22 protein-coding genes and 1 pseudogene are annotated in these 25376 nt (G+C 67.6%); 12 read left to right on the top strand and 11 right to left on the bottom strand.

Annotation, left to right across the window (positions count from 1 at the left end; translation table 11 throughout):
• Nucleotides 1-10: 10 nt before the first annotated feature.
• A complete protein-coding gene (locus tag ACTRWB_RS25290; protein ID WP_129513286.1) occupies nt 11-424 on the bottom strand; it encodes a VOC family protein in 414 nt (137 codons plus the stop codon).
• A gap of 435 nt (nt 425-859) precedes the next feature.
• On the opposite strand from ACTRWB_RS25290, the gene ada reads away from it, so the two are divergent.
• The 3 genes from ada to gshA all read left to right on the top strand — a co-directional run bounded on the left by ada (nt 860) and on the right by gshA (nt 4812).
• The gene (gene ada, locus ACTRWB_RS25285; protein ID WP_446903474.1) at nt 860-1951 is read left to right on the top strand and encodes a bifunctional DNA-binding transcriptional regulator/O6-methylguanine-DNA methyltransferase Ada; all 1092 of its coding nucleotides are present in this window, start codon (nt 860-862) and stop codon (nt 1949-1951) included.
• Complete coding sequence (locus tag ACTRWB_RS25280) at nt 1948-2907, top strand: DNA-3-methyladenine glycosylase family protein (RefSeq protein WP_446903473.1); 960 nt, start codon at nt 1948-1950, stop codon at nt 2905-2907. The genes ada and ACTRWB_RS25280 overlap by 4 nt, the downstream gene beginning before the upstream one ends.
• A 291-nt stretch (nt 2908-3198) precedes the next feature.
• The gene (gshA, locus tag ACTRWB_RS25275) at nt 3199-4812 is read left to right on the top strand and encodes a glutamate--cysteine ligase (RefSeq protein ID WP_446903472.1); all 1614 of its coding nucleotides are present in this window, start codon (nt 3199-3201) and stop codon (nt 4810-4812) included.
• A 103-nt stretch (nt 4813-4915) separates the two neighbouring features.
• Here gshA and ACTRWB_RS25270 read toward each other — a convergent pair whose 3' ends face one another.
• Entirely contained in the window at nt 4916-5227 is a 312-nt protein-coding gene (locus ACTRWB_RS25270) for a DUF4148 domain-containing protein (RefSeq protein WP_446903471.1), read from the bottom strand.
• A gap of 543 nt (nt 5228-5770) precedes the next feature.
• Here ACTRWB_RS25270 and ACTRWB_RS25265 point away from each other — a divergent pair.
• Nucleotides 5771-7411, top strand: coding sequence for an L-lactate permease (locus tag ACTRWB_RS25265; protein WP_129513280.1), 1641 nt, complete (start codon nt 5771-5773; stop codon nt 7409-7411).
• Nucleotides 7412-7522: 111 nt separating this feature from the next.
• Here the strand turns inward: ACTRWB_RS25265 and ACTRWB_RS25260 are convergent, their stop codons facing one another.
• On the bottom strand, nt 7523-8422 hold the full coding sequence (locus tag ACTRWB_RS25260; RefSeq protein WP_193099419.1) for a LysR family transcriptional regulator: 900 nt from the start codon (nt 8420-8422) through the stop codon (nt 7523-7525).
• 231 nt (nt 8423-8653) lie between these two features.
• On the opposite strand from ACTRWB_RS25260, the gene ACTRWB_RS25255 reads away from it, so the two are divergent.
• Together ACTRWB_RS25255 and ACTRWB_RS25250 are read left to right on the top strand one after the other, a co-directional pair.
• Nucleotides 8654-10825: a phosphocholine-specific phospholipase C gene (locus tag ACTRWB_RS25255; protein WP_419685568.1), complete on the top strand. Its 2172-nt coding sequence runs from the start codon at nt 8654-8656 to the stop codon at nt 10823-10825.
• Between the two features lie 205 nt (nt 10826-11030).
• On the top strand, nt 11031-11759 hold the full coding sequence (locus tag ACTRWB_RS25250) for a phosphonate utilization associated transcriptional regulator (protein WP_446903470.1): 729 nt from the start codon (nt 11031-11033) through the stop codon (nt 11757-11759).
• Between the two features lie 100 nt (nt 11760-11859).
• Here the strand turns inward: ACTRWB_RS25250 and ACTRWB_RS25245 are convergent, their stop codons facing one another.
• Complete coding sequence (locus ACTRWB_RS25245; protein WP_446903469.1) at nt 11860-12924, bottom strand: FAD-dependent oxidoreductase; 1065 nt, start codon at nt 12922-12924, stop codon at nt 11860-11862.
• Here ACTRWB_RS25245 and ACTRWB_RS25240 point away from each other — a divergent pair.
• Nucleotides 12816-13142, top strand: a complete 327-nt coding sequence (locus ACTRWB_RS25240; protein ID WP_446903493.1) for a hypothetical protein — start codon at nt 12816-12818, stop codon at nt 13140-13142. The two genes, ACTRWB_RS25245 and ACTRWB_RS25240, sit on opposite strands and share 109 nt — an antisense overlap.
• On the opposite strand, the pseudogene ACTRWB_RS25235 reads toward ACTRWB_RS25240, so the two are convergent.
• From ACTRWB_RS25235 to ACTRWB_RS25215, 5 genes and pseudogenes are all read right to left on the bottom strand, one after another.
• Nucleotides 13080-13361: pseudogene (locus ACTRWB_RS25235) on the bottom strand (FAD-dependent oxidoreductase); the annotation flags it as partial. The gene ACTRWB_RS25240 and the pseudogene ACTRWB_RS25235 sit on opposite strands and share 63 nt — an antisense overlap.
• A gap of 97 nt (nt 13362-13458) precedes the next feature.
• A complete protein-coding gene (locus ACTRWB_RS25230; RefSeq protein WP_446903468.1) occupies nt 13459-14589 on the bottom strand; it encodes a 2-aminoethylphosphonate--pyruvate transaminase in 1131 nt (376 codons plus the stop codon).
• A 48-nt stretch (nt 14590-14637) separates the two neighbouring features.
• Nucleotides 14638-16365 carry a putative 2-aminoethylphosphonate ABC transporter permease subunit gene (locus ACTRWB_RS25225; RefSeq protein WP_446903467.1) on the bottom strand — a complete coding sequence of 576 codons (1728 nt, stop codon included), beginning with the start codon at nt 16363-16365 and terminating at the stop codon, nt 14638-14640.
• The gene (locus ACTRWB_RS25220) at nt 16362-17453 is read right to left on the bottom strand and encodes a putative 2-aminoethylphosphonate ABC transporter ATP-binding protein (protein ID WP_048244728.1); all 1092 of its coding nucleotides are present in this window, start codon (nt 17451-17453) and stop codon (nt 16362-16364) included. Before ACTRWB_RS25220 ends, ACTRWB_RS25225 begins: the two co-directional genes overlap by 4 nt.
• A gap of 97 nt (nt 17454-17550) precedes the next feature.
• On the bottom strand, nt 17551-18606 hold the full coding sequence (locus ACTRWB_RS25215; RefSeq protein ID WP_446903466.1) for a putative 2-aminoethylphosphonate ABC transporter substrate-binding protein: 1056 nt from the start codon (nt 18604-18606) through the stop codon (nt 17551-17553).
• Between the two features lie 209 nt (nt 18607-18815).
• Here ACTRWB_RS25215 and phnA point away from each other — a divergent pair, with 209 nt between their 5' ends.
• Nucleotides 18816-20054: a phosphonoacetate hydrolase gene (phnA, locus tag ACTRWB_RS25210; RefSeq protein WP_412022809.1), complete on the top strand. Its 1239-nt coding sequence runs from the start codon at nt 18816-18818 to the stop codon at nt 20052-20054.
• Nucleotides 20055-20083: 29 nt separating this feature from the next.
• Nucleotides 20084-21538, top strand: a complete 1455-nt coding sequence (phnY, locus tag ACTRWB_RS25205) for a phosphonoacetaldehyde dehydrogenase (RefSeq protein WP_048244789.1) — start codon at nt 20084-20086, stop codon at nt 21536-21538.
• A gap of 89 nt (nt 21539-21627) precedes the next feature.
• Here the strand turns inward: phnY and ACTRWB_RS25200 are convergent, their stop codons facing one another.
• Nucleotides 21628-21900, bottom strand: a complete 273-nt coding sequence (locus ACTRWB_RS25200) for a hypothetical protein (RefSeq protein WP_048244723.1) — start codon at nt 21898-21900, stop codon at nt 21628-21630.
• Between the two features lie 322 nt (nt 21901-22222).
• On the opposite strand from ACTRWB_RS25200, the gene ACTRWB_RS25195 reads away from it, so the two are divergent.
• Genes ACTRWB_RS25195 through ACTRWB_RS25185 form a run of 3 tightly spaced genes read left to right on the top strand, consistent with a single transcriptional unit; the run spans nt 22223 to nt 24455 of the window.
• Complete coding sequence (locus ACTRWB_RS25195) at nt 22223-23005, top strand: amino acid ABC transporter substrate-binding protein (RefSeq protein WP_129513270.1); 783 nt, start codon at nt 22223-22225, stop codon at nt 23003-23005.
• 14 nt (nt 23006-23019) lie between these two features.
• Nucleotides 23020-23700 (top strand): amino acid ABC transporter permease, encoded by a 681-nt coding sequence (locus tag ACTRWB_RS25190; protein WP_193099410.1) that lies wholly within the window; start codon nt 23020-23022, stop codon nt 23698-23700.
• A complete protein-coding gene (locus ACTRWB_RS25185) occupies nt 23697-24455 on the top strand; it encodes an amino acid ABC transporter ATP-binding protein (RefSeq protein ID WP_446903465.1) in 759 nt (252 codons plus the stop codon). The genes ACTRWB_RS25190 and ACTRWB_RS25185 overlap by 4 nt, the downstream gene beginning before the upstream one ends.
• A gap of 24 nt (nt 24456-24479) precedes the next feature.
• On the opposite strand, the gene ACTRWB_RS25180 is transcribed toward ACTRWB_RS25185, so the two are convergent.
• Nucleotides 24480-25295: an alpha/beta fold hydrolase gene (locus ACTRWB_RS25180; protein ID WP_446903464.1), complete on the bottom strand. Its 816-nt coding sequence runs from the start codon at nt 25293-25295 to the stop codon at nt 24480-24482.
• Nucleotides 25296-25376: the final 81 nt, after the last annotated feature.

Raw genomic sequence — 25376 nt, 5'->3', positions numbered from 1 at the left:
CCGGCCGCGTTCAACCGATCGCGGCCGGCGGCCCCTTGAATTCCAGCATGTTGCCTTCGGGATCGAACAGATAGATCGACGGCCCGTAGCCGCCGGCGCCGTAGCGCTCCGCGGGGGCCTCCGGCCGCGCGCCATGCGCGGCGAAATGCGCGGTCAGCGCGTCGGGATCGAACGGCTCGACGCGCAGGCACAGGTGATCGAGGTTGCGTCCGGTGCCGGGCGGCCCGCTGTCGGGGCGGTCGATCGGGCCGCCGACCGATATCAGGTCGATCAGCGCATCGCCGGCGCGCAGCTGCACGAGGCCCAGATCGGGCTGTTCCTTCTCCACATGGCAGCCAACGGCGTCGCAGTAAAAGCGCGTCATCGTCGCCATGTCGGTCACGCGCAGCACGATGTGATCGATCGCGCGGATGGTGGGCTTCATGGGCGGGCACTCCTTCGCAGTCGTCGAGCATCGAGTGTAGACGCATCGCGCCTGCGCCGCCCGCCGGAACGCGGCACAATCGACAGACGAAAAAAAGCCCGTTCACGCGGAGCGGAACGGGCTTAATCCATATCAGGAGGAGACATGGAGGAGACAGTTCCAACTATACACACGGCGATGGTGCGACGCAATATTCCGAATGCAAAAAAACGTCAGGACGGCGATTTGTCGCATCCGCACTGCAGCAAAATGGTGACGGGACGATGACGAAAACCGCGCCGGAACAGCCGGCGCAGGCGTTTTGTCCGATTTATGCTTGAATGATGCGTCCCCGGTTCGCCGGCTCGAATCAGAGAGCAAGATTCAGGGCGCGACGGCACGTGCCGATGTCTAGAGTAGGCACCATCTACACTACATACAGAGTGCGAGGTTCAGATGAAAACCGCCTATCCGACCGACGATGCCCGCTGGGGCGCCGTGACCACTCGCGATCCGCATGCGGACGGCGCGTTCTTCTATGCCGTGCGCACGACCGGCGTGTTCTGCCGCCCGACCTGCGCGTCGCGGCTGCCGCGCCGCGAGCATGTGTCCTACTTCACCGATCCGGCCGCCGCACGTGCGGCCGGCTTCCGGCCCTGCAAGCGTTGCCAGCCGGAAGGGCTGCCGCGTGAGCTCGAGATCGTCAACCGCGCATGCGCGGTGCTCGACGCGCACGCCGAGCGGCTCACGCTCCAGCAACTGAGCGATGCCGTGCACGTGAGCCCGTTCCACCTTCAACGGCTCTTCAAGCGCGTGGTCGGCGTGTCGCCGCGCCAGTACCAGGCCGCGCAGCGCGGCGCCGCGCTGCGGCAGGCGCTGCAAAGCGGGCAGCCGGTCACGCAGGCGGCCGTCGACGCGGGCTTCAATTCGCCGTCGCGACTCTATGCGTCGGTGCCGCGCGAGCTCGGGATGGCGCCGTCCGCGTTCCGCCGCCAGGGCGCCGGGCTGCGAATCGACTATGCGACCGCGGCGACGTCGCTCGGCACGGTGCTCGTCGCCGCGACCGAACAGGGCATCTGCCGGATCGCGTTCGGTGACGAGCCGGCCGCGCTCGTCGGCGAGCTGAACGACGCGTTCGCCCGTGCCGAACTGGTTGAAGCGCCCGTGCGGCTCGCACCGTTCATCACGCAGATCCGCGCGTACCTGGACGGCACGCGACACGCGTTCGACCTGCCGCTCGACATCGCGCCGACCGCCTTCCAGCAGCGCGTGTGGGAAGCGCTGACGCATATTCCGTACGGCGAAACGCGCAGCTACTCGGAGATCGCCGAGGCGCTCGGTTCGCCGCGCGCGGTGCGGGCCGTCGCGTCCGCGTGCGCGTCGAACCCGGTCGCGCTCGCGATCCCGTGCCACCGGGTCGTGCAAAAGGGCGGCGCGCTCTCCGGATATCGTTGGGGCGTGCGCCGCAAGGCGACGCTGCTCGCATCCGAGGCGCGTCATGTCCACCACGATGAAACCGAAGCCGTGACGGAGGGCAGCGCAGTTTGAGCCTCGCCAAAACAACGATCACGTCAATCGTGAACGGCGGCCATGTGCCGCCGTCCGCGCAGATGGAACTGCGCTTCAATGCGCCGTATGACTGGGCGCGCGTGCTGCGCTTCTTCAGCGGGCGCGCGATTCCGGGTGTCGAGCAGGTCGCGGACGGCACGTATCGCCGCATCGTCGACCTGCACGGCGATTCCGGCCGACTCACGGTCACCAAACACCCGCGCAAGCATTGCCTGATCGCGACGGTCGAAGGGACGGTCGCGCGTCATGTGGACGATGCGTTCGCCGCGCGCGTCGCGACGATGTTCGACCTCGGCGCCGATCCGGCCGCGATCGGCGGCGGGCTCGCGCGCGATCCCTGGTTCGCGCCGCTCGTCGAGGCCGCGCCGGGGCTGCGCGTGCCGGGCGCATGGTCGGGGTTCGAGCTGGCCGTGCGCGCGATCGTCGGCCAGCAGGTGAGCGTGAAGGCCGCGACGACGATCGTCGGCCGGCTCGTCGAACGGGCCGGCGAGCGGGTGGTGCCTGTCGACGATGGCGCACCTGCGTGGCGTTTCCCGACGCCCGACGCGCTGGCCGCGTGCGATCTCGACAAGATCGGGATGCCCGGCAAGCGCGTGGCGGCACTGACGGGCGTGGCGCGCGCGGTGGCGGCCGGCGACGTGCCGGTCGATCGCGAGCATGCCGACCTGGCGACGCTGCGTAGCGCGTGGCTCGATCTGCCCGGCATCGGCCCGTGGACCGTCGAATACATCGCGATGCGCGCGTGGCGCGACCCCGATGCGTGGCCGGCGTCCGATCTCGTGCTGATGCAGTCGATCGCCGCACGCGACCCGGCGCTCGACCGGCTGGCGAGCCAGAAGCGCCGCACCGAAGGCTGGCGGCCGTGGCGCGCGTATGCGGCGCTGCATTTGTGGAACGAAGTGGCCGACCGGGCGGGCGGCGCGCGCGGCGGATGATCGATTCGGCGGCACGGTTGCACCTGCCGCCGCCTGTCCGCGCATCGCGTTCCATCGGACGAATGCACGTGACCGACGTGCCCATCGGTGCCGCCTGGCACCGGTGCCACATGCCGCGACGGCCGCAATCGCCCCGTCCGGCGGCCCGCTCCGCCCCGCGCGCCGTGCCCGGCGCCACCTCAAGCGCGTGTTCCGGCGAGATGTTAAAGTGCCCGCTACCAACGAAGCGACCAACAATCCAGCCGGCCTCGCGCGGCGTTCTGCGCGCGGCCGTCACGCACTTGCGTCTCCATGTCGAACACCATGACTCACCGCCAGTCCGAACTGCTGCTGAATCGCCTCGAAGCGCTGAGCTCGGGCCCGACGCGGCAGCATCTGCCCGACGGCCTGCGCGGCATCGAAAAGGAAAGCCTGCGCGTGACGCGCGACGGGATGATCGCGTTCTCGCCGCATCCGCGCGCGCTCGGTTCGGCGCTCACGCATCCGTCGCTGACGACCGACTATTCCGAAGCGCTGATCGAGCTGATCACGCCCGCGGAACGCGACGCCGCGATCACGCTCGAACGCCTCGACGATCTGCATCGCTACGTTTATGCGTCGCTCGGCGACGAGATGCTGTGGAACGACTCGATGCCGGGCCTGCTGCCGGCCGACGACCAGATTCCGATCGCCGACTACGGCACGTCGAACATCGGCCGCCTGAAGACGGTGTACCGGCGCGGCCTCGCGTATCGCTACGGCCGCACGATGCAGTGCATCGCCGGCATCCACTACAACTACTCGCTGCACGAGGAAGTGTGGCGGCGCCTGCATGCGGAAGAAGGCTCGACGGCGACGCTCGTCGACTACCAGTCGGAGCGCTATCTCGCGCAGATCCGCAACTTCCGCCGCCGCAGCTGGCTGCTGATGTACCTGTTCGGCGCGTCGCCCGCGCTCGACACGAAGTTCCTGCGCGGCAAGCCGCACAAGCTCGAGACGTTCGACGCCGATACGCTGTACCTGCCGTATGCGACCAGCCTGCGGATGAGCGATCTCGGCTACTCGAACACGACCGCCCAGGCCGCGCTGCACGTCGACTACAACACGCTGCCCGGTTATCTCGACGCGCTGTCGACGGCCGTGAGCGAGCCGTATCCGGCGTACGAGGCGATCGGCACGCATCGCGACGGCGAGTGGATCCAGATCAACACGAACGTGCTGCAGATCGAGAACGAGTTCTACTCGACGATCCGTCCGAAGCGCGTCACGTATTCGGGCGAGCGGCCGCTGCATGCGCTCGCATCGCGCGGCGTGCAGTACATCGAGGTGCGCTGCCTCGACATCGATCCGTTCGAGCCGACCGGCATCGCGCTGGAGACCGCGCGCTTCATCGACGCGTTCCTGCTCGCGTGCGCGCTCGACGAAAGCGCGGCGCTCGACTGCGACGCGTACAAGGAAGCGAACGCGAACTTCGGCAGCGTGACGATGGAAGGCCGCAAGCCGGGGCTCACGCTGGCTCGCGACGGCCAGCCGATCACGCTGCAGGCGTGGGCGGACGAGCTGATGACCGATATCGAAACCATCGGCCGCCGTCTCGACGAGATCCGTGGCGGCGACGAGCACGCGCGCGCCATCGCCGCGCAACGCGAGAAGCTTGCCGATCCGGAACGCACCTCATCCGCGCGCGTGCTGCGCACGATGCGCGAGAACGGGCAGTCGTTCCTCGGGTTCGCGCTGGCGCAGAGCGAAGCGCACGCCGCGCATTTCCGCGCGCATCCGCCGTCGGCGGACACGCTGAGCACCGAGCAGGCGCTCGCCGCGAAATCGCTGGCCGAGCAGGCCGATCTCGAAGCGAAGGAGGCCGGCTCGTTCGATGCGTTCGTCGCGGCCTATCGTGCTTATACGCTGAACCGCTTCAGCGTTTGAGGATCGCGCACGCGGCCGCGCGCGCTGGCGTGCGGGCCGCGTGTGTGTCGGCCGGCGCCGGTGGCGCCGCGCCGTTACCCGCTCAAGCGGGTTCGGTCCGCAATCAGTGATGGGCGTAGGTGCCGCGATCGATCGCGTGCGGTAGCGCCGGTTTGCCCGATTCCCCGTTCCCCCTCCCTTCGCTGCCGTAACCGGCGTCCTCGCCGCGCGCCTGCGCGGCGCGCTGCATGATCGCCTGCATGTTCTCCGGAAAGTCGGGACTGCTCGCGAGGCTCGTCCGGTAGCCGGCGGCCTGCAGCTCCGCGAGTTCCTGACGGACCTGGGCACGCGTCAGCGTCGATGCGGCCTGCGCATGGGCGGCGAAGGCCGCGCCGATCAGCAGGATCGCGCATGCCGCGTGTTTCATCGTCTTCATCGTGTTTGCTCCGTGAGGTTCCGGTGCCGCGCCGTCGTCGGCGCGGGCGGAATCGATGCGGCCAGTCTAGGCTTCGGACGCCAAACGAAACATCCCGACCGCCGGCAGGCACCTTTGTTGCACCTGCAACATTGCGCGGGTGACCGCGTTGAGCGCCATGGCGAACCGTTTGCGACGGACTTCCTGTCGAGCGCGACAGTTGCCCGCCATCTGCCGGCCACCGTGTAGCGGCGGGTTCGCACCGGGTCGCCACGCATCGGGCTTGTCCCCCCTTGTGCAAGCGCCTCGCGCCTCCTAACCTCTTTTAAGCGACTGATCGGTTGGCCGTGCAACGTCGTTGCGTGCGCAAGCGTCCGATCGCTGCCGTGACCGTGGAACGATCGCTTTGCCCCGAATCCGGGGGCGCCGAAACGCCAGCCCGGGTCGACCGCACAAGGCATGGGACCCAAGTAGGCGCTGAAGCGCCAACTCGGGTCGACCGCACAAGGCATGGGACCCGAGTAGGCGCTAAAGCGCCAACTCGGGTCGACATCTGGAGACACGATGAATCCCACCGACGCCCTACCGCCCGGCATCGTCTTCGCGCAGCCGTTGACGCCGGTCGCCAACTCGCTGTTCCTGTCGTTCCTCGTCGCCGCGATCCCGATCGCGGTCGCGCTGATCGCGCTGGGCGTGCTGCGCCGTCCCGCGTGGCAGGCATCGCTTGCCGGGCTCGTCGCCGGCCTCGCGGTCGCGATCGGCGCGTGGGGCATGCCGGCCGGGCTCGCGTTCAACGCGGTCGGCGCGGGCATGGCGCTCGCGGTCGTGCCGGTGATGTGGATCGTCTTCAACGCGCTGCTGCTGTACAACATCGCGGTGAAGTCGGGCCGCTTCGACCAGTTCCGGCAGTGGATGCTCGACAACCTGCCCGACGACCGCCGCCTCGTGCTGCTGGTCGTCGCGTTCTCGTTCGGCTGCCTGCTCGAAGGGATCTCGGGATTCGGCACGCCGGTCGCGATCACGAGCGCGCTGCTGATCGCGCTCGGCTTCCCCGCGCTCGAAGCGCTCACCTATACGCTGCTGTTCAACACGGCACCGGTCGCGTTCGGCGCGCTCGGCGTGCCGATCACCGTGCTCGGCGCGGTCACGTCGCTGCCGCCCGCGACGCTCGCCCAGATGGTTGGCCGGCAGTTGCCGTTCTTCGCGCTGCTGCTGCCGTTCTATGTGGTCGGCGCGTATGGCGGGCTGCGTTCGATCAGGCAGCTGTGGCCGGCGCTGCTCGTGTCGGGCGCCAGCTTCGCGATCGCGCAGTTCGTCACGTCGAACTTCCTCGGCTATCAGCTCACCGACGTGCTGTCGTCGCTCACGTCGCTGATCGTCACGATCGGCTTCCTGCAGGTGTGGCGGCCGCAGCCCGATCCGCAATACGCGCTCGCGCGCAGCGTGCCCGCGGCGGCCGGCGCCGCGCGCGCGGGCTTCGGCGGCTGGCTGCCGTGGCTCGTCGTGTCGGTGGTCGTGATCGTGTGGGTGCACGCGAACGTCGCGGCGATCGGCGACGTGAAGATCAAGTGGCCGGGCCTGCACAACGCGGTGTTCGTGTCGCTGTACCACAAGCCGTATGCGGCGATCTGGGATTTCCAGCCGCTCGGCACGGGCACCGCGATCCTGTTGTCGGCGATCATCACCGCCGTGCTGACGCGCACCGGCGCCGGCGCGTTCGTCGAATGCGTGGTCAAGACGTGGCGGCAGACGTGGATCGCGATCGTCACGGTGATGATGATCGTCGGGCTCGCGTACCTGCTGAACTACTCGGGGATCAGCTACACGCTCGGCACGGGCGTCGCGTCGACGGGCGCGCTGTTCCCGCTGGTGTCCGCGTCGCTCGGCTGGATCGCCGTGTTCCTGTCCGGCAGCGACACGTCGGGCAACGCGCTGTTCGGCAACCTGCAGGTCGTCGCCGCGCGGCAGCTCGGGCTCGATCCCGTGTTGATGGCCGCGACCAACTCGTCGGGCGGCGTGATGGGCAAGATGATCTCGCCGCAGAACATCGCCACCGGCGTGTCGACGACGGATCTGAAGGGGCAGGAAGGCCTGGTGTTCGCGCGCACCTTCTGGCACAGCGTGATTCTCACGCTGCTGCTCGGCGTGCTCGTGTTCCTGCAGCAGCACGTGTTCACGTGGATGATTCCGGCGCTTCCGAAGTGACGCGCGGCCGGACGCAAAAAGGAAGGCACGAGGAAAAAACGAGGGAAGGCGCGACGAAAAGCGCCAGGCAATGCAGCGGGAAATGCGCGAAAGCGGCGAACGCGCGGTGGCTCAGCGCGCGTTCGCCCGCCGCGTCGTGTCGCGCGTGGCGGGCTCCGCCGGCAGGATGCACGCGAGGAACGCGTCGATCGCCGGGCTCTGGCGGCGCGCCTTCAGGTAGTACACGTATTCGTCGATCGTCGTGTCGACGCCGCGCAGCGCGATGACGCGCAGGTCCGGATGGCGCTCGGCCTCGCCGAGCGGAAACAGGCTGCCGCCCACGCCATGCAGGATCGCCTCGCGGATCGCTTCGCGGCTGCCGATCTCGGCGACCGACGCGGTCGCGACGCCGGCCGCGGCCAGGATCGTCTCCGTGCAGCGGCGCGTGATCGAACCTTCCTCGCGAATCAGCAACCGCACGTCAGCGAGCTGCGCCGGGTCGATCGCGTCGAAACGCGCGAGCGGATGGGTGCGATGCACGACGAGCACCAGCGGATCGGTCGAGATCACCTTGCGTTCGAGGCCGTCGGCATCATTGCGCTGCGATGAGACGGCGAGATCGATGCGGAATTCCTGCAGCGCCTGCAGGATCTCCTCGGAGTTGCCGATCCGGCACGTGAGCGCGATCGACGGATGCGCGTTCGAGAAGCGGCCGACCGCGTCCATGATGTAGTACGGGCCCGTCGCGCCGATCCGCAGGTGCCCTTCGAACAGGCCGCCGACGTTGCGCAGCATGATGTCGGCCTGCGCCTCGAGCGCGATCATCTTCTCGACGAGCGGCAGCAGCTCGATGCCGGTCTCGGTGACCTCGAGCTTGCGGCCGCTGCGGTAGAACAGCTCGACGCCGTACACCTGCTCGACCTGCCGGATCTGCGCGGCAATCGTCGGCTGGCTCACCCCCAGGTGGCGTGCGGCGCGCGTGATGCTGCCCTGCCGGACGGTCGCGTGGAACGCCTTCAGCTGATCGAACACGACTCGGCTTCTCCCCCCTCTTCATCGCGCGTCAGCGTAGCGCACGCGTGTGTCGGCCGCATGAAAGGCGTGTCGTGCGCTACTTCGAAAAAAAGCTGGGGGTCAGCGCAAGAAACCTGCGGGAACCGGTCACGGCCGGGACATGCCGGTGCGGGGTAATAGCGGGTAACACACCGACCGCCGGCCCCGCTCGACCGGCACCCCACTCCTACCGACAACAGGGTTCCCTTCATGTCCTCGAACAATCGACGCGATTTCCTGCGCCTCGCCGCGCAGTCGGCCGGCGCGATGGCCGCCTACGCGGGCTTTCCGCCCGCGATCCGCAACGCGCTGGCGATGCCGGCCGCCTATCGCACCGGCACGATCCGCGACGTGGAACACGTCGTGATCTTCATGCAGGAAAACCGTTCGTTCGACCATTACTTCGGCGGGCTGCGCGGCGTGCGCGGTTTCAACGACCCGCGCCCGCACCTGCTGCCGAGCGGCGCGCCGGTGTGGCAGCAGCCGCCGGCGTCGGTGTTCACGAAGAACTACCATTCGCGCGGCATCGATCCGTCCGCGCCGTACGTGCTGCCGTTCTACCTCGACCCGAAGCAGACGACCGAATTCCAGCCGGGCACCAACCACGGCTGGAGCAGCGGCCACCTGTCCTGGAACAACGGCCAGTGGGACCAGTGGGTGAACCAGAAGCAGGACGTGCTGACGATGGGCTACCTGAAGCGCCAGGATCTCACGTACCACTACGCATTGGCCGACGCGTTCACGATCTGCGATTCGTACTTCTGCTCCGCGCACGCCGACACGGCGCCGAACCGCATCTACCTGTGGACCGGCACGGTCGACCCGCGCAACATCTACGGCAACCCGCCGAACGGCCCGGGCATCGGCGAGCGCGACGACGTGAACGGCTACACGTGGACGACCTATGCCGAACGCCTCGAGAACGCGAAGGTCAGCTGGAAGGTGTACCAGGGCGGCACGGGCATCCCGGGCGACCCGACCGACAACTACACCGACAACTCGCTGATGTTCTTCAAGCGCTTCCAGGTGAAGGAAGGCGCGAGCGGCCCGCTGGTCGACAAGGGTGCGTCGGACCACACGCTGGCCGAGCTGAAGGCCGACGTGCAGGCGAACCGGCTGCCGCAGGTGTCGTGGATCGTGGCGCCGTACAAGTACAGCGAGCACCCGCAGGCGTCGCCGACCGACGGCGCGTTCTACATCAACATGGTGCTCGAGGCGCTCACGTCGAACCCCGAGGTGTGGGCGAAGACGGTGTTCATCCTCAACTACGACGAGAACGACGGGCTGTTCGACCACGTCGTGCCGCCGGTGCCGCCGGTCACGAGCGGCGTGGGCGGCCAGGGCATCGTGTCGTCGAACCTGCTGTCGAACCTCGGCGACGAACTGCTCGACCTGAACAAGTACCCGGGCGAGATGAGCCCGCTCGTGCCGGGCGCGGACCCGGGCGGCATCCAGCCGATCGGCCTCGGGCCGCGCGTGCCGCTGATCATCATCTCGCCGTGGACGAAGGGCGGCTGGGTCTGCTCGGAGACCTTCGACCATACGTCGGTGCTGCGTTTCCTCGAAGCGCGCTTCGGTGTGAAGGAGCCGAACATCAGCGCGTGGCGCCGGTCGATCTGCGGCGACCTCACGTCGGCGTTCGACTTCTCCGCGCGGCCCGACACGCGCACGGTGAGCTTCACGGTGCCGCAGCACATCGCGACGGCCGGCCAGGCGTACCAGGTGCCCGCGCAGCAGTCGATGCCGGCGCAGGAGCCCGGCACGCGGCCCGCGCGCGCGCTGCCGTACGAACTGTTCGTGCACAGCCGCGTGAGCGGACACGATGACACCGTGTCGCTCGACTTCGCGAACTCGGGCGACGCGGGCGCGGCGTTCTACGTGTACGACCGCCGCAACCCGACGACGCCGCCGCGTCGTTATGCGGTATCCGCGCACGATCGTTTCGTCGACACGTGGAGCACGTCGGCCGCGCGCGGCGAATACCATCTCGCGGCGTACGGCCCGAACGGCTATCTGTGCGAGTTCCAGGGCAACACGCGGCTCGCGGCGGACGGCCGCCACGCGAACCCCGAAGCGAAGATCGGCTACGACGTGCGCAACCGTCACGTGTACCTGCAACTGCGCAACAGCGGGCGCGCGACGTGCCGCGTGACGGTCGACAACGCGTACAGCCATGCGCATGCGCGCACCTATACGCTGGAGCCGGGCGAGCGCGTCGAGGATCACTTCGAGCTGTCGTCGAGCCACGGCTGGTACGATTTGACGATTACCGCGACGACGCTGCGCGGCGGCGACGACAAGGTGGTGCGCCGCTTCGCGGGCCACGTCGAGACGGGCCGGCCGAGCCACAGCGATCCGGGGCCGGTGAAGCACTCGGCCTGACGGCCGGTAAGCGTCGCGCGGTTCGGGCGAAGTCCGCCCGTCGCGCGACCGCCGCCTGCCGGTTGCATTCCGGTTGTATGCCGGCAGGCGGGATTGGTTTTTGGAAACTGAAAACTGTTGACAATGTGTCGGGCCGAGGGTATATAAGGATCATTCGCCGATATGGCGCCCTCGTTTTCACCCGCAGCTCCGCTGCCTGCCGACCATGACTGCCCCGAACACGCTCAGCGCCATCGAACTCCTGCAAAGCCAGTCGCTTGCGATGATTGTCCAGGACATGCTCGAGCGCGCGATCGTCTCCGGCGAATACGCACCCGGCGAGAAACTCAACGAAGTCGAGATCGCGACCAAGCTGAACGTGTCGCGCGGCCCCGTGCGCGAAGCGTTCCGCGCGCTCGAACAGGCCGGCCTGCTGCGCAACGAGAAGAACCGCGGCGTGACCGTGCGGGTCGTGCCGCTGCGCGAGGCCGAGGAGATCTACGAAGTGCGCGCGATGCTCGACGAGTCGGTCGCGCGCGCGCTCGCGCAGCGCATCTCGCCCGACACGCTGAAGGTGCTGAAGGGCATCATCCAGTCGATGAAGGACGCCGCGAAGACGCACGACGTCACGCGCTATACCGAGCTGAACGTGCAGTTCCACGACGCGATGGTCGTCGGCGTCGGCAATACGCACCTCACCGACACGTACCGCCGGCTCGTGCGCCAGCTCGGCCTGCTGCGCCAGGCCGCGATCGAGGCCGAGGAGGATGCGATCGCCGTGTCCGCGGCCGAGCACGACAAGATCGTGCAGGCGCTCGCGGGCGGAGACGGGGAGAAGGCCGTCGCGCTGGTGCGCGAGCACGTCGCGCACGGCCTTGCGCGGATGCGCCGCACGCACGAGCAGGGGTTGCCCGCGACGGGCAAGGCGGCGCGGGAGAAAACCGCGCGCGCATAAGGCCCGGCAAGGCTCGCTCGGGCCGTCGCGCAAAAGCAAAGGGACGCTTCGCAGCGTCCCTTTTTCATGGCGTCGTTACCGTCGTCGCATCATTGTTTCGTCACGCCTTGTCGGCCTTCCCGGCCGCGCTCGCGAATTTCGCGAGCCACGTATCGACGGCCGACGGCTGCCGGCTCTCGTCCTCCGCGCGCTCCTTGCGGCGGATCGCATTGCGCACGACGTGCGCGCCGACATAACGGATCGGCTCTGGCGGGAAATGGCCGAGCGGGCCGTGCACGATCGGGCTGCGCGTCCACGCGTTGTCGAGGCCGAGCACGAGCGACGACAGGATCTGCCCGCCCATGTAGGTCGGCCCGACACCATTGCCCGAATAACCGAAGCCGTAGAACACGTTCGGCGCGTCGTCGAGGCGGCCGAAGAACGGGAAGCCCGTGACCGAGCGGTCCGACGGCCCGTTCCAGCTCGCGGTGACCGGCACGCCCGCGAGCGACGGAAAGAATTCGCGCAGGCTTTGCGTGAGCTGCGCCTCGTACGGCGAGCGCTGGTCGAACACCGGCGCGATGCGGCTGCGCCACGAGAACGTGTTGCCGCCCTTGCCGAGCATCAGCCGGCCGTCGGCGGTGGTGCGGTAGTAGTAGACGAAGATCCGCGAATCGAGCACCGACACGCCGTCGACGAGCCCGGTCTGTCCGAGCAACTCGGGGCATTTCTCGGTGATGACCATGTCGCTCGACACGACCGCGATCGTGCGCTCGAACTGCGGGAAGCGGCTCGCCATCCACGCGTTGATCGCGAACACGAGCTTGCCGGCCGTGATGCTGCCGGACGGCGTGCGCACGACGGCCGGCTGTCCGGGCGTGAAGTCGAGCATCGGCGTGCGCTCGTAGATCCGGATCCCCATCGCGAGTGCGACACGGCGCAGCCCGCGCACGAGCTTGNCGGCGGGCGCCCGCCGGCCGGCTGTCCGGGCGTGAAGTCGAGCATCGGCGTGCGCTCGTAGATCCGGATCCCCATCGCGAGTGCGACACGGCGCAGCCCGCGCACGAGCTTGCCCGGATGCACGGTCGCGGCGATCGGCGAATAGACGCCGTCGAGATTGCGCGCGGAACCGGAGCGGCGCGCGACTTCGGCGGGCGGCAGCGGCTCGTAGCTGTGGATGCCGCATGCGGCGAGCGCGTCGAGCACCGGCGCGAGCGTGCCAACCTGCGCGCGCGACGTCGCGGTGTACAGGGTGCCGTCGAGCCGCAGTTCGGCATCGATGTCGTGCGCGCGGCAGAAATCGGCGATGTGCTGGACGGCCGCTTCCGACGCCTTCACGAGCCGGATCGCCTCGGCTTCGCCGAACAGGCGCCGCAGCGTCAGGAATTTCGCGGACCACGTTAGCAGGCACCCGCCGTTGCGGCCGCTCGCGCCGGCGCCGCACAGGTCGGCCTCGACGATCGCGATGTCGAGTGCCGGGTTCTGCTGCTTCGCCTGGATCGCGGTCCAGAGCCCGGTGAAGCCGCCGCCGACGATGCAGACGTCGGCCTGCGTCGCGCCTTGCAGCGCGGGGGCGAGATCGCCGTCGTTGAACAGCGCTTGTTCGATCCAGAAGGGTCGCATCGGATGTTTCGTCAATAAGGGTCGGGGCCGTGCCGCGCACGGCCAGGAAAACCCGGCCGCGCGCATAGGGGCACGCGGCCGGTTGCATCAAGTCGCGTCAGGCCGCCGCTTCGGCCGACACGCGGCGCACGCCCATCGCCCGCAGCGTGTCGGCGATCGCGGCGACGGCGCCGGGGATGCCGGCCTCGCCGAAGTGGCCGATGCAGCCGACGCGGAACGTGTCGACTTCGGTCAGCTTGCCCGGATACAGAATGTAGCCGCGCTTTTTGACCTCCTGATAAAACGTCTTGAAATCGTAGTTCGGATCGTCCGGCGCATGGAACGTGACGATGATCGGCGCCTGGATAGCCGGATCGAGGAACGGCCGGAAACCGAGCGCGAGCATCCCGTCGATCAGCGCGCGATAGTTGCGCTGATAACGGCCGCCGCGCGCGGCGAGCCCGCCTTCGTCGACGTATTGCGCGACGGCCGCGTCGAGCGCCGCGACCACGTGCGTCGGCGGCGTGAAGCGCCACTGCGTCGTGCGCTGCATGTAGACCCACTGGTCGTACAGGTCCATCGCGAGCGAGTGGCTGTTGCCTTCGCACCGTTCGAGCGTGCTGCGCTTCGCGATCACGAAGCCGAGCCCCGGCACGCCTTCGAGGCATTTGCCGGACGCCGCAATTACCGCGTCGAACGGCGTCGTGCGCGCGTCGATGTCGATCGCGCCGAACGAGCTCATCGCGTCGACGATCAGCCCGCGGCCATGCTTCGCGACGATCTGCGCGATCTCGTGCAGCGGGTTCAGCACGCCGGCACCCGTCTCGCAGTGCACGAGCGCGACGTGCGTGATGCCCGGATCGGCGGCGAGCGTGCGCTCGACGTCGGCGGGGTCGACGCGACGGTCCTCGCGGTAATCGAGCGTCGTCAGCTTGCGGCCGAGCACACGGCAGATCTTCGCGAGGCGCTGGCAGTACGCGCCGTTGTTCGGCACGAGCACGTGGCCGTCGCGCGGCACGAGTGTGCCGATCGCTGCCTCGACCGAGAACGTGCCGCTACCCTGCAGCGGCACGCATTCGTGCGTGCCTTCGCCGTGCACGATCTGCAGCAGGCGTTCGCGCAGCCGCGCGGTGATCGCGTTGAAGTCGCTGTCCCACGAACCCCAGTCGCGCAGCATCGCGTCGCGCGTGCGGTCGGAGGTCGTCAGGGGGCCTGGGGTGAGCAGGATGGGCTGGGCGGCGAGCGTCATGGTGTCTCCTTGGTGAAGTCGGGACGTCACGTGAATGCGGCGAAGGGATCAGCGGCGATGCGGGGTGCGCCAGGCCTGCGTGCGGCGCAACAGACGATGCGAGATGCACGCGAACAGCAGGCACGCGCACGACGACGTCACGAGCACGAGCGTCGCCATCGCGGCGGCCGGGCCCATCTGGCCCGCGTCGTCGAGGTTCAGGATCGCGACGGAGGCGGGCTGCGTGTCCGGCGAGTAGAGGAACGCGACGGCCGAGACCGTCGTCATCCCGTTGACGAACAGGTAGCGCGCGATCAGCAGGATCGCGGGCAGGCACACGGGCACCGTCACGCGCAGGAAGGTCCTGTAGAACGGCACCTTCAGCGACGCGGACACGGCCTCGAACTCGCTGTCGATCTGCCTGAGCGCGGTGACGGCGGTCAGGTGGCTCGACGCGTAGTAGTGGACCACCGTGACGATCGCGAGCAGCCACAGCGAGCCGTACAGCCCGTTCAGCGGATTGCCGGGCGCGTTGAACAGGAAGATGTAGCTGATGCCGAGCACGAGGCCCGGCACGCCCATCGGCAGGATCGCGCACAGGCTGATGAAGCCGCGCAGCCAGCGCGCGCCGCGCGTCTTCTCGATCAGGTACGCGCCGCCGAACACGACGATCGTGCCGCCGAGCGCGACGGTCGCGGCCATCCGCAGGCTGTTCTTGTACGCGTCGAAGATGCCGGCGCCGATCAGCCCCATCCGGTAATGCTGCAGCCCGAGGCTCATCTGGTACGGCCAGAACTTCACGAACGACGCGAACACCGAGATGCCGACCACCGCGATGAAGAACGCGCACACGAGCGCGCAGTACGCGAGCATCGCGGCGTCGAAGCCGCGCGACGGCTTCGGCTGATACGGCGTCGAGCGCGCGCCGAGCTGCGACTGCTGGCGGCGGCGGATGAAGAAGTCGACGCCGAACGCGACGAGCGCCGGACACAGCAGCATCAGGCTCACGACCGCGCTGCGGTTGAAGTCCTGCAGCCCGATGATCAGCTTGTAGATGTCGGTCGACAGCACGTTGTACGAGCCGCCGATCACCACCGGCACGCCGAAGTCGTTGATGCACATCGTGAACGCCACCATCGTCGCGCTGATCAGCCCGTACTTCGCGCCGGGCAGCGTGATCGTGAAGAACTTGCGCGTGCGGCTCGTGCCCATCGCGTCGGCGGCCTCGTAGAGCCGGCCGTCCGCGAGCGACAGCGCGGTGACGAGGATCATCAGCACGTGCGGGAACGACGCGTACACCATGCTCGCGACGATGCCCGGCAGCCCGTAGATCGAATGGCCGTGCAGCAGCGGCTTCAGCAGCCCCGCGTTGCCGAACCAGTAGATGAACGACACGGCCGACAGCAGCGTCGGCGCGAGCAGCGGCAGCAGCGCGATCGTGCGCGCGGCGTTCTTCAGCGGCATGCACGAGCGCGTCAGCGCATACGCGAACGTGAACGCCATCGGCACGACGATCGCCGTGACGAGCGCGCCCACCGTCAGCGAATGCAGCATCGAGCGCAGCACGCCGCTGTCTTCCAGGTACTCGACGAAGTTGTGCGCGCCGACAAAATGCCCGTTGGCATCGACGAAGCATTTCTGCACGACGAGCGCGAGCGGCAGCAGCAGGAACAGCGACATCAGCGCGGCCATCGCGACGAGCGCGAACTGCGCGATGCGGTCGTGCCAGTGCGTGATCTGCCGCACGTCGGCGGGAGCGGACGCGCCGCGGCGGCGCTCGGTCAGGACGGTGCTCATTGCAGTCGCTCCTTCGCGCTCGGGAACACGCGGACATGCTCGCGATCGAGCGCGAGGTCGATGCGCGCGCCGGCCTGCACGCCGGTGCGGTCGACGTCGTGATACGACAGGTCGGCGACGATCTCCTGGCCGTCGAGCCCGTCGATGCGGAAGCTCACGCGGCAGAACGCGCCGAGGAATTCGAGCTTTTCGACGCGGCCGGCCAGCACGTTGTCGGCCGTTTCGCCCGGCACGCGAATGCGCAGGTCTTCCGGCCGCACGTAGACCGATACCGCCGCACCCTGCGCGGGGCGTGCCGCGCCATGGCGGCAGTCGAGGCCGACCGCACCCGCGCGCAGCGTGCCGTCCTGCGCGACTTCGGCGGGAATCGTGTTGACGCGGCCGATGAAGTCCGCGACGAACGGCGACGCGGGCTGCCGGTAGATTTCGAGCGGCGTGCCGATCTGCTCGATCACGCCGTGGTTCATCACGACGATGCGGTCGGCCATCGACAGCGCTTCTTCCTGGTCGTGCGTGACCATGATCGTCGTCACGCCGAGCCGCTGCTGCAGCGCGCGGATCTCCTGGCGCAGCCGCACGCGCACGCGCGCGTCGAGCGCCGACAGCGGTTCGTCGAGCAGCAGCAGGCCTGGCGACGTGGCAAGCGCGCGCGCCAGCGCGATGCGCTGCTGCTGGCCGCCGGACAGCTGGCCCGGATGCTTGCGATGGCTGTCGGGCAGGCCGACCAGCGCGAGCAGCGTGTGCACGCGCTCGTGGATCGCGTCGCGCTTCATCTTGCGGTTCACGAGCCCGTACGCGACGTTGTCGTACACGGTGAGGTTCGGGAACAGCGCGTACGACTGGAACACGATGCCGTAGTCGCGCAATTGCGGCGGCAGCCGCGAGATGTCGCGGCCGTCCTGCATGATCTGGCCGGCGTTCTGTGTTTCGAGCCCCGCGATGATCCGCAGCAGCGTGGTTTTCCCGCAGCCGGACGGCCCGAGGAAACAGATCATCTCGCCCTTCATCACGCTCAGGTTGATGTCGGTGAGAACCTGCGTGTCGTTGTACCGCTTCTCGATGCGTTCTACGCTCAGATAAGGTGCCATGCGCGCCTCCATGCTGGGGCGGCCCGGGGGCCGGATTCGACGACGGAAAGGGTGGCGCGGGGCGGCGCGCGGCGCGGCCCCGCTGCCGGTCGCGGCGTTACTGCTGCGTTTTCGCCCCGTAGCGCTTCTGCCACGTATCGAGGATCGACTGGCGGTTTTTCGCGGACCACACGAAGTCGTTCTTCACGAGCAGGTCCGAATAGTTGTCGGGGATGCCGGCCAGCTTCCGCGCGACGCCCGGATACGCGACGATCGCCCACCAGCGCGCGGTGATCTGGTTCGCGTCCTTGCTCGCCATGAAGTCGGCGAGCTTCTTCGCGGCATCGGGCTGCTTCGTCGTCTTCATGATCGCCGTGCCTTCCATGTCCCAGCCGAGCCCTTCCTTCGGGAACACGAGATCGATCGGCGCGCCCTGCGCCTGCAGTTCGTGGCCGCGGAATTCGAACGAGATGCCGATCGGGAATTCGCCGGTGCCGGCGAGCGTGCACGGCTTCGAGCCCGAGTGCACGTACTGCGCGACGTTCTTGTCGAGCGCGTCCATGAATTTCCAGCCTTTGTCGTCACCGAAGGTCTGCAGCCACGCGGTCACGTCGAGGTAGCCGGTGCCCGACGATACCGGGCTCGGCATCACGATCGCGCCTTTGTAGATCGGCTTCGTCAGGTCTTCCCACGACGTCGGTTTCGGGATGTTCTTCGCCTGCGCGGCGATGCGGTTGTAGCAGATCGTTGCGCCCCACACGTCCATGCCGACCCAGCGCGGCGGCGTGTGCGCGTCGCTGTACTTGCGCGTGAGCTGGTCGAAACCCTGCGGCGTGTACGGCATCAGCATGCCCTGCAGGTCGAGCAGCGTGAGGCTCGACGCGGCGAGGCCGAGCACGACGTCCGCGCGCGGGTTGTTCTTTTCCGCGAGCAGCTTCGCGGTGACCGAGCCGGTCGAGTCGCGCACCCAGCGGATCTCGATGTCGGGGTTCGCCTTCTCGAACGCGTCCTTGTAGGGCTTCATCGCCTCGTCTTCCAGCGCGGTATAGACGAGCAGCGACGTCTTTGCGTGCGCCGCCTGCGCGGCGCCGAGCGCGACCGCCGCGGCCAGCGCGAAGCGGGCCGCGCCCGCTGCCCATGCGTTCAAACGCTTGTTTACCGGCACTTCGTTCATCTTCAGACCCCTTGACTGTGGCGCCGCGGCACGCGGCGGATGAGTGGAGACCAGCCCTCTCTTTGCTACGTCGTTTTGCTTTCTGTTCTCTGCATGTTGTTGACAATCTACAAATCATCCATTTTAATGTCAAGCATGGAAAACACCTCCCTTCGGCGCGGCGCGGGCGCCGACGGCTCAACCCCTTCGAACTGAAAGGAATGAACGTCATGACTGAAACGCCTGTATCCGTGGAAGTGAACGGCCGCCGCTACAACTGGATGAGCCGGCCCGTGGTGGTGGTCTGCGTCGATGGTTGCGCGTACGAATATCTGGAAGAAGCGGCCGCGGCCGGCGTCGCGCCGTTCCTGCGCACGCTGCTGAAGCCCGGCACGGCGCTCAAGGGCGAATGCGTGGTGCCGAGCTTCACGAACCCGAACAACCTGTCGATCGTGACCGGCGTGCCGCCGGCGATCCACGGGATCAGCGGCAACTACTTCTACGATCGCGACACCGGTGCCGAGGTGCTGATGAACGATCCGAAGTACCTCGTCGCACCGACCGTGCTCGCGACCTTCGCCGAACAGGGCGCGCGCGTCGCGGTCGTCACCGCGAAGGACAAGCTGCGCCGGCTGCTCGGCAAGGGGCTCAAGGGCATCTGCTTCTCGTCGGAAAAGGCCGACGAGGCGAGCATCGAGGAGAACGGCATCGACGACGTGCTGGAACTGGTCGGCAAGCCGGTGCCGAGCGTGTACAGCGCCGATCTTTCCGAATTCGTGTTCGCGGCCGGCGTGCGCCTGCTCGAGACACGCCCGATCGACCTGATGTACCTGTCGACGACCGACTACGTGCAGCACAAGTGCGCGCCCGGCACGCCCGGCGCGAACGCGTTCTACGCGATGATGGACACCTACCTGCAGCGCCTCGACGAACTCGGTGCGATCGTCGCGATCACGGCCGACCACGGGATGAACGCGAAGCACGACGACGAGACCGGCGAGCCGAACGTGATCTACCTGCAGGAACTGTTCGACGAGTGGCTCGGCCACGACGCGGCGCGCGTGATCCTGCCGATCACCGATCCGTACGTCGTGCACCACGGCGCGCTCGGCTCGTTCGCGACCGTCTACGTGCCGGCGTCGGCCGATGTTGATGCGCTGCGCGCGCGACTGGCCGCGGTCGACGGCATCGAGGTCGTGCTGACGGGCGCCGAGGGGTGCGCGCGCTTCGAGCTGCCGCCCGCGCGGATGGGCGACCTGATCGTGATCTCGAAGCAGGACGTCGTGCTCGGCACGCGCCGCATCAAGCACGACCTGTCGGGCCTCGACGTGCCGCTGCGCTCGCACGGCGGGATCTCCGAGCAGATCGTGCCGCTGATCTTCAGCAAGCCGGTCGCCACTGACGTCACGGGCCGTGCGCGGCTGCGCAACTTCGACATCATCGACATCGCGCTCAACCATCTGCAGTGATGCATCCGCATCCGCAAGGGGACACACTCATGAACGCCATTGCAGCATCGACGGACGTCCGCGAGATTCGTCGCGAAGCACTGCGAATCGACGGCGAACGGATTCATCGGGACGCGGTGATCGACGTGCGCAACCCGTACGACGGCTCGCTGGTCGGCACCGTGCCGAAGGCGACGCTGGACGACGTGCGGCGCGCATTCGCGGTCGCGCACGCATATCGGCCGACGCTCACGCGTCACGATCGCGCGGCGATCCTGCGCCGCGCGGCCGACATCGTGCGCTCGCGCACCGCCGAGATCGCGGCGCTGATCACGGCCGAGGCCGGGTTGTGCATCAAGGATTCGACCTACGAAGCGGGGCGGGTGGCCGACGTGCTGACGTTCGGCGCCGGTGAAGTGCTGAAGGACGACGGGCAGATCTTCTCGTGCGATCTGACGCCGCACGGCAAGAAGCGCCGTGTGTACACGCAGCGCGATCCGCTGCTCGGCGTGATCTCGGCGATCACGCCGTTCAACCACCCGATGAACCAGGTCGCGCACAAGATCGTGCCGTCGGTCGCGACCAACAACCGGATCGTCGTGAAGCCGTCGGAGAAGGTGCCGCTGTCGTGTTACCTGTTCGCCGACATCCTGTACGAAGCCGGCTTGCCGCCGCAGATGCTGCAGGTGATTACCGGCGACCCGACGGAGATCGCGGACGAACTGATCACGAACCCGGCGATCGACCTGATCACGTTCACGGGCGGCGTGTCGATCGGCAAGTCGATCGCATCGCGGATGGGCTACCGGCGCGCGGTGCTCGAACTCGGCGGCAACGATCCGATCATCGTGATGGAAGACGCCGATCTCGACGAGGCGAGCACGCTCGCGGTGTCGGGCTCGTACAAGAACTCGGGGCAGCGCTGCACGGCGATCAAGCGGATGCTCGTGCACGAGTCGGTGGCCGATCGCTTCACCGAACTGGTCGTCGAGAAGACGCGTGCGTGGTCGTACGGTAATCCGGCCGATCCGTCGGTCGACATGGGCACCGTGATCGACGAAGCGGCCGCGAAGTTCTGCGAGCAGCAGGTGAACGATGCCGTCGCACGCGGCGCGCGGCTGCTGGTCGGCAACGTGCGCGACGGCGCGCTGTATTCGCCGACGGTCGTCGACTGCGTGACGCCCGACATGCCGCTGGTGAAGTATGAAACCTTCGGCCCCGTGTCGCCGATCATGCGCTTTCGCGACATCGACGAAGCGATCCGGATGTCGAACAGCACCGACTATGCGCTGTCGTCGTCGGTCTGCACGAACCGCTTCGACAGCATCACGCGCTTCATCACCGAGTTGGAAGTCGGCAGCGTGAACGTGCGCGAGGTGCCGGGCTACCGGCTCGAACTGACGCCGTTCGGTGGTGTGAAGGATTCGGGGCTCGGCTACAAGGAAGGCGTGCAGGAAGCGATGAAGAGCTTCACGAATACGAAGACGTATTCACTGCCCTGGTAAGCGGTGTGTGATGCGGGCGCGCCGGCTCGAAGGCCGGCGCGCGGAATGTCTCCCGGCGGGATGCGGCCGCAGCGGCCGTCAGGCGACGGTCAGTCGTCGTCGCCGTGGTGATGCCGCCAGCCGCGATGCCAGCCGTTGTCGTGCCGGTAGCGGCGATAGCGATAGTCGCCGTAGTACGGGCCGTAATAGACGGGCGCCGGCTCGTACACGACGGGTGGCGGCGCGTAGTAGACAGGCGGTGGTGCCACGATCACCGGCCCCGGCACGCCGAAGTACACGCCGACGTCGGTGTGTGCGAATGCGCTTGCCGACAGGCAGGCGGTCGCGATGCCGACGGCGCAGGACAACAGGATGCGTTTCATTTGCCGTTCACTCCGTTCGTGGGTGCGAAGGCCCGCGAGCAATCGGTTCACCTGTTTTCATGGTACGTAGCAGGTGCCGAATCGGTGATACCGCGGTGTCGCTTCTGTAACCGCCGGTAACGAAGCGATCGGACGATCGCCGCGCTGCGTCTCGACAAATTTCGTCTGCTAAATGAGCGGCCGGCGCGTTATTCGATCGGCTCATATCGTTAGCCGATTTGCGTTTTTGCCGCGCTTCGACGCGTCGGTAGAATTCGCGGACCTCTCGAACGGCACACGCGTGCCGCGGGATCACTCCCTCCAATCATTCGGGGTCCGCACCATGAAATTCCTTCGCTCCATTCTGGTCGTTGCGTTGCTGCAGGCCACTGCCGTCACGAGCGCGCTCGCGGCCGACGATCTCGCGCAGATCAAGTCGTCCGGCGTGTTCCGAGTCGGCACCGAAGGGACGTACGCGCCGTTCACGTACCACGACGAAACGGGCAAGCTGACGGGCTTCGACGTCGACATTGCCACCGCGATCGCGCAGCGCCTCGGCGTGAAGCCGCAATTCGTCGAAGGCAAATGGGACGGGCTGATCGCGGGCCTCGACGTGAACCGCTACGACGCGGTCGTCAACGAAGTGTCGATCACCGACGCACGCAAGGCGAAATACGCTTTCTCTTCGCCGTACATCACGTCGCACGCGGTGCTGATCGTGCGCACGGACAACACGACGATCCGCTCGTTCGACGACCTGAAGGGCAAGAAATCCGCGAACACGCTGACGAGCAATTTCGGCAAGCTCGCGGCGGCCCATGGTGCGGACGTGGTGCCGGTGCAGGGCTTCAACGAATCGATCGACCTGCTGACGTCCGGGCGTGTCGACGCGACGATCAACGATTCGCTGTCGTACCTCGATTTCCGCAAGCACAAGCCCGACGCGAAACTGAAGATCGCCGCGACCGACACGAGTGGCGCCGGCGATGCATCGGGCGTGCTGCTGCGCAAGGGCAGCCCCGAACTGGTGGCCGCGATCGACAAGGCGCTCGCGGACATCAAGTCGGACGGCACCTACGCGAAGATTTCGCAGAAGTATTTCGGCCGCGACGTGTCGCAGCCGTGACGCGAGGCTGAACGATGCCGCCCTGGCTGCACCTGATGGCGGAATCGTTGCGGCCCCTGCTGTACGCGGGGCTCGTGTTTACGGTTCCGCTCACGCTCGCGTCGTTCGCGATCGGCCTGTTGCTCGCGTTCGGCGCGGCGCTCGCGCGCCTGTTCGGGCCGCGCTGGGCGCAGGCCGTCGTGCGTTTCTACATCTGGCTGTTTCGCGGCTCGCCGTTGCTCGTGCAACTGTTCGTGATCTTCTACGGGCTGCCGAGCGTCGGCATCGTGCTCGACCCGTTGACGGCCGCCGTGCTCGGCTTCTCGCTTAACGTCGGTGCGTACAACGCCGAGGTGATCCGCGGCGTGATCGAATCGATCCCGAAGGGGCAGTGGGAAGCCGCGTACTCGATGGCGATGACGCGCGCGCAGGCGCTGCGCCGTGCGATCCTGCCGCAGGCCGCGCGCGTCGCGCTGCCCGCGCTGTCGAACTCGTTCATCTCGCTCGTGAAGGACACGTCGCTCGCGGCCGTGCTGACCGTGCCCGAGATCTTCCAGGCCGCGCAGCGCATCGCGGCCGTGACCTACGAGCCGCTGATCCTTTATACCGAAGCCGCGCTGATCTACCTGCTGTTCAGTTCGGTGCTGTCCACGCTGCAACGTCGTCTCGAAACCCGTTTCGGTCGCCATGCGCTGTTCCAGGCGGAGTTGCGATGATTCGTCTCGAACGCATCGACAAGTCGTTCGGCGCGCATCGCGTGCTGAGCGAGATCGATCTTGCATTGCAGCCGGGCAGCGTGACCGCGCTGATCGGGCCGTCCGGCAGCGGCAAGAGCACGCTGCTGCGCTGCGTGAACCTGCTCGAAGTGCCCGAGGCGGGCACGCTCGTCGTCGGCGATGCGCGCATCGACTTCGCACCGTCGCGCCGGCCGTCGCGCGACGCCGTGTTCGCGGTGCGCCGGCAGACCGGCATGGTGTTCCAGAATTTCCAGTTGTTTCCGCATCTGAGCGTCGTGCAGAACGTGATGGAAGGGCTGGTGACCGTGCAGCGCTGGCCGCGCGAGCGTGCACGCGAACGGGCGCTCGCGCTGCTCGACAAGGTCGGCATCGCGGCGAAGGCCGACGCATGGCCCGCGACGCTGTCGGGCGGCCAGCAGCAGCGCGTGGCCATTGCGCGCGCGCTCGCGCCGTCGCCGCAGGTGTTGTTGTGCGACGAGCCGACGTCGGCGCTCGATCCGGAGCTGTCCATCGAGGTGGTCGAGGTATTGCGCCAGCTCGCCCGCGAAGGCACGACGATGCTGATGGCCACACACGACCTGCGCCTGGCCGCGTCGATCGCGCACGATGCGGTGTTTCTCGCCGATGGCCGAATCGTCGAGGCCGGTGCGTCGCGCGACCTGTTCGGCCGGCCGCGCGATCCGCGCACCGCGAAGTTCATCGCGACGCTCGCGCAAGGTGTGCCGGCGTTCTGACGCGAGACGTGGGGCCGGCGGCGTTCAGCCCTGCCCATGTCCGTCGAGCACCGCGGCGACGATCGCTTCCGGCGCGTCTTCCTGGACCAGGTGGCCTGCGCGCGGCACCTTGATCAGCTTGCCGCCCGCGATGCGATCGGCCAGCGCCTGCCCTTGTTCGAGCGGAATCCACACATCGTCGTCGCCCCACACGATGCGCACCGGAAAGTCCGGCGGCGCGTAGCGGGCCTCTGCCTCCTCGATGTAGCGCTGCCGCATCTGCGCGATCTGGCGATAGAACGCGGCCTGGCCGGCGGGCGTGAGCCACGGCGCGCGGTAGATCGACAGTGCGTCGTCGCTCAGCGGCTGCGCGACGGCATTGCCGATGTAAGCCGAGACGAGCGCGTGATGCGCATACGCCGGCAACCCGGTGAACGCGGCTTCGTGTTGCGCGACGTGGCGTACGAACGGCGACCCTTGCGGCGCGATCGCGACGGGATTCACGAGCGTGAGGTCCGCATACGCGATGCCGTCGAGGAAGTGCGCACGCAGCACGGTCGCGCCGCCGTAGTCATGTGCGAGCACGCGAGGGCGCGAGATTTTCCATTCATCCAGCATCGCGCCGAACAGCACGTTCTGGCGGCCGAGCGATACGTCCGCATCCGGCATGTCGGACTGGCCGTAGCCGAGCAGGTCGTAGAAGAACACGCGATGGCGCCGCGCGAGCCACGGCGCGATCCGGCGCCACACCTGCGACGAAAACGGCGTGCCGTGCACGAGCACGAGCGGCGGGCCTTCACCGAGCGTTCCCCATGCAATCCGGTGGCCTTCAAAAACGAAGCGGTTGGCGAGTTCGAGCATCGGCTTCTCCGTGCTAACCTGTTTTGGTTGTTAACAGGTTACTCTGGATCGTCCGGACGTGAAACCGATAGGTGAAAATAA

The organism is Burkholderia sp. YIM B11467, from assembly GCF_052952715.1.
Note: the sequence above shows the minus strand (reverse complement) of the source record. Positions and strands in the feature narration are given on the sequence as shown.